Genomic DNA, 3,487 nt, shown 5'->3' on the forward strand with positions numbered 1-3,487 from the left:
GCTGGCGGGGCTGGCGGGGCTGGCGGAGCTGGCGGAGCGGGGGCATGCGTCGAGCGAGGTTGATCGCCACGCGCAGGAGGAAGCAGCCGCGCCGTTCGATCTGGCGCACGGCCCGCTCATCCGCGGCCGCCTGCTGAAGCTGGCCGAGCAGGAGCACGTGCTGCTGGTGACGATGCACCACATCGTCTCGGACGGCTGGTCGATGGGGCTGCTCATCGACGAGCTGAGCGCGCTGTACGGAGCGTATGTGCAAGGGCTGCCCGACCCGCTGGCGCCGCTGGCGGTGCAGTACGCCGACCATGCGGTGTGGCAGCACCGCTGGATCAGCGGAGCGCTGCTGCAGCGCCAGCTGGGCTTCTGGCGCGAGCACCTGCAAGGCGCCCCTGCGCTGCTGGAGTTGCCCTGCGACCATGCGCGCCCGGGCACGCAGGACTACGCCGGCGACAGCGTGCCCATCACGCTCGATCCGGCGCTCTCGCAGGCGCTGCGCGCGCTGGGCGAGCGCCACGGCTGCACCCCGTACATGACGCTGCTGGCGGCCTGGGCGGTGTTGCTGGCGCGCCTGAGCGGCCAGGGCGATGTGGTCATCGGCTCGCCCAGCGCCAACCGCGGGCGCGCCGAGATCGAGCCGGTGATCGGCTTCTTCGTGAACACCCTGGCGCTGCGCATCGAGCTGTCGGGCAACCCCTCGGTGGGCGAGCTGCTGGCCCAGGTCAGGGCCACCACGCTGGCCGCGCAGGCGCACCAGGACGTGCCCTTCGAGCAGGTCATCGAGGCGCTCAACCCGGTGCGCAGCATGGCCCATCAGCCGCTGTTCCAGGTCTGGTTCGGCTGGCAGAACACGCCGGGCGGATCGCTCGTCATGCCCGGCTTGCAGTTGCAGGCCATCGAGCGCGCCCGGCGCGCCGCGCAGTTCGATCTCGCGCTCGACCTGGGCGACTCGGGCGGCGTGATCGGCGGTGCGCTGAGCTACGCCACGGCGCTGTTCGAGCGCGCCAGTGTCGAGCGCTTCGTCGCCCACCTGCACACCCTGCTGCAGGGCTTCGTGGCGGGCGACGCGATGCGCGACGAGACGCGCGTGGCGCAGTTGCCGCTGCTGGCCCAGGCCGAACGCCGGCAGCTGCTGGTGGACTGGAACGACACCGCGCGCGAGTTCGCCGCCGATGGCTGCATCCACGCGCTGTTCGAGGATCAGGTCGAGCGCACGCCGGACGCTGTGGCGCTGGTCTTCGAAGACGAGTCGCTCAGCTACGCCGAGCTGGACGCACGGGCGAACCGGCTGGCGCACCACCTGCGATCCTTGGGCGTGGGCCCGGACGCACGCGTGGCGCTGCTGCTCGAGCGCGGCGTGTCCATGGTCGTGGCGCTGCTGGCCACGCTCAAGGCCGGCGGCGCCTACGTGCCGCTGGACCCGGCCTACCCGACCGAGCGGCTGGCCTTCATGCTGCGCGACTGCCGCGCGCGCTGCGTGTTGACCGAGTCGCGCCTGGAGTCGAACCTGCCCGCGGGCATGCCGGCGCTGCGCGTGCTGCTGCTGGACGACGCCCAGGCACCCTGGCTCGCGCTGCCGGGAACATCTGCGGCGTCTGCGGCGCCCACGGCGCCTGCGGTGCCGGGCCTGGCGCCCGGGCACCTGGCCTACGTCATCTACACCTCCGGCTCCACCGGCCGCCCCAAGGGCGTGATGGTGGCGCACGCGGCGGCGCTGAACTACCTGCAGTGGGCCTGCGGCCGTTACGCACCCGCCGCGGGTTCAGTGGTGTCGTCGTCGCTGGCCTTCGACGCCACGCTCACCAGCCTGCTGGTGCCGCTTCTGTGCGGGGCCCCGGTGCTGCTGCTGCCCGAGCACCAGGAGCTGCAGGCCCTGCAGCACCGGCTGCAGCAGCCCGCCCCGCTCGGGCTGGTGAAGATCACCCCGGCGCACCTGGAGGTGCTGGGGCAGGCGCTGGCCGGCCAAGGCGCGCCCTGCGCCGCCCAGCTCTTCGTGGTCGGCGGCGAGGCGCTGCCGGCGGCCACCGTGGCGCTGTGGCGCGAGCATGCGCCCCAGGTGCGGCTGGTCAACGAGTACGGGCCCACCGAGACGACGGTGGGCTGCGTCGTGCACGACGTGTCGGCGCACCACGCGGGCCACATGGTGCCCATCGGGCAACCCATCGCCAACATGCGCATCCACGTGCTGGATGCGCACGGCCAGCTTGCTCCGGCGGGCGTGGCCGGCGAGCTGCACATCGCCGGGGTGCAACTGGCACGCGGCTACCTGAACCGCCCCGATCTCACCGCCGAGCGCTTCGTGCCCGATCCGTTCGGCGCGCCGGGCTCGCGCATGTACAGAAGCGGCGACCTGGCGCGTTGGCGCGCCGATGGCACGCTCGAGTACCTGGGGCGCAACGACCACCAGGTGAAGGTGCGGGGGTTTCGGATCGAGCTGGGCGAGATCGAGGCGGCGCTGTCAGCCTGTGCCGGGGTGCGCGAGGCCGTCGTGCTGGCACGTGGCGAGGGTGCCGACCGCCAATTGGTGGCCTACCTCACCGGTGAGGACGTACAGGCAGTGGCGCTGCGCGAGCAGCTGGCCACCCGGCTGCCCGAGTACATGGTGCCGGCCGCCTACGTGCATCTGGAAGCGCTGCCGCTCACGCCCAACGGCAAGCTGGACCGCCGTGCGCTGCCCGCGCCGGGCGATGCGGCCTACGGCACGCGCGCGTTCGAGCCGCCGCAAGGCGAGATCGAAGAAGAGCTGGCGGCGATCTGGCAGGACCTGCTTGGATTGGAGCGCATCGGCCGCGCCGACAACTTCTTCGAGCTCGGCGGGCACTCGCTGCTGGCCGTGCAGCTGGTCTCCCGCGTGCGCGCCCGGCTCGGCCTGGAAGTGGCGCTGACGGACGTGTTCAGCCATTCGACGCTCGACGCCTTCGCCCATCGGGTCGCCGCCGCAGAAAGCTGTGTGGCGGCGCCCATCCTGCCCCTGGACCGCAGCGCGTACCGCAAGCGTGTGGGCATTCCTCTTACATAAACCGACTTGCCGAATGAATGCAGTAGATCGAGCGATAAAAGACGAAGTCATTGCGGTGCCGCTTTCGTTCGCGCAGCAGCGACTCTGGTTCCTGGCGCAGCTGGATCCGCGCGCGGCGGCCGCCTACGTCATACCCGGTGGCGTGCGCCTGCGCGGGGCGCTGCACGTCGCCGCGCTGCAAGCAGCCCTGGACTGCATCGTCGCGCGCCATGAGGCGCTGCGCACCTCGTTCGCCTTGATCGAGGACGAGCCCATGCAAATCATTGCGGAGCCGGACGCGGGTCTTGCGCTGACACAGGTCGATCTGTCCGGGCATGCTGCGCCCGAAGCGGTGCTCAAGAGTCTCGCCGCCGAGGAGGCAGGTGCGCCGTTCGACCTGTCTCGCGGCCCGCTCATCCGCGCCCGACTGCTCAAGCTGGCCGAGCAGGAGCACGTGCTGCTGGTGACGATGCACCACATCGTCTCGGACGGCTGGTC

At 71.6% G+C, this 3,487-nt stretch carries 2 protein-coding genes; both read left to right on the top strand.

All coding sequences use genetic code 11. The annotated features are described in order from the left end of the window. On the top strand, positions 1–3,010 hold a 3,010-nt coding region (locus ABIC90_RS27255; protein WP_354359844.1), incomplete at its 5' end, for an amino acid adenylation domain-containing protein. Between the two features lie 13 nt (positions 3,011–3,023). Then, a partial coding sequence (locus ABIC90_RS27260) for a condensation domain-containing protein (RefSeq protein ID WP_354359846.1) occupies positions 3,024–3,487 on the top strand: 464 nt, incomplete at its 3' end.

This window comes from Variovorax boronicumulans, from assembly GCF_040544675.1.
GTDB classification, from domain to species: Bacteria; Pseudomonadota; Gammaproteobacteria; order Burkholderiales; family Burkholderiaceae_C; genus Variovorax; species Variovorax boronicumulans_D.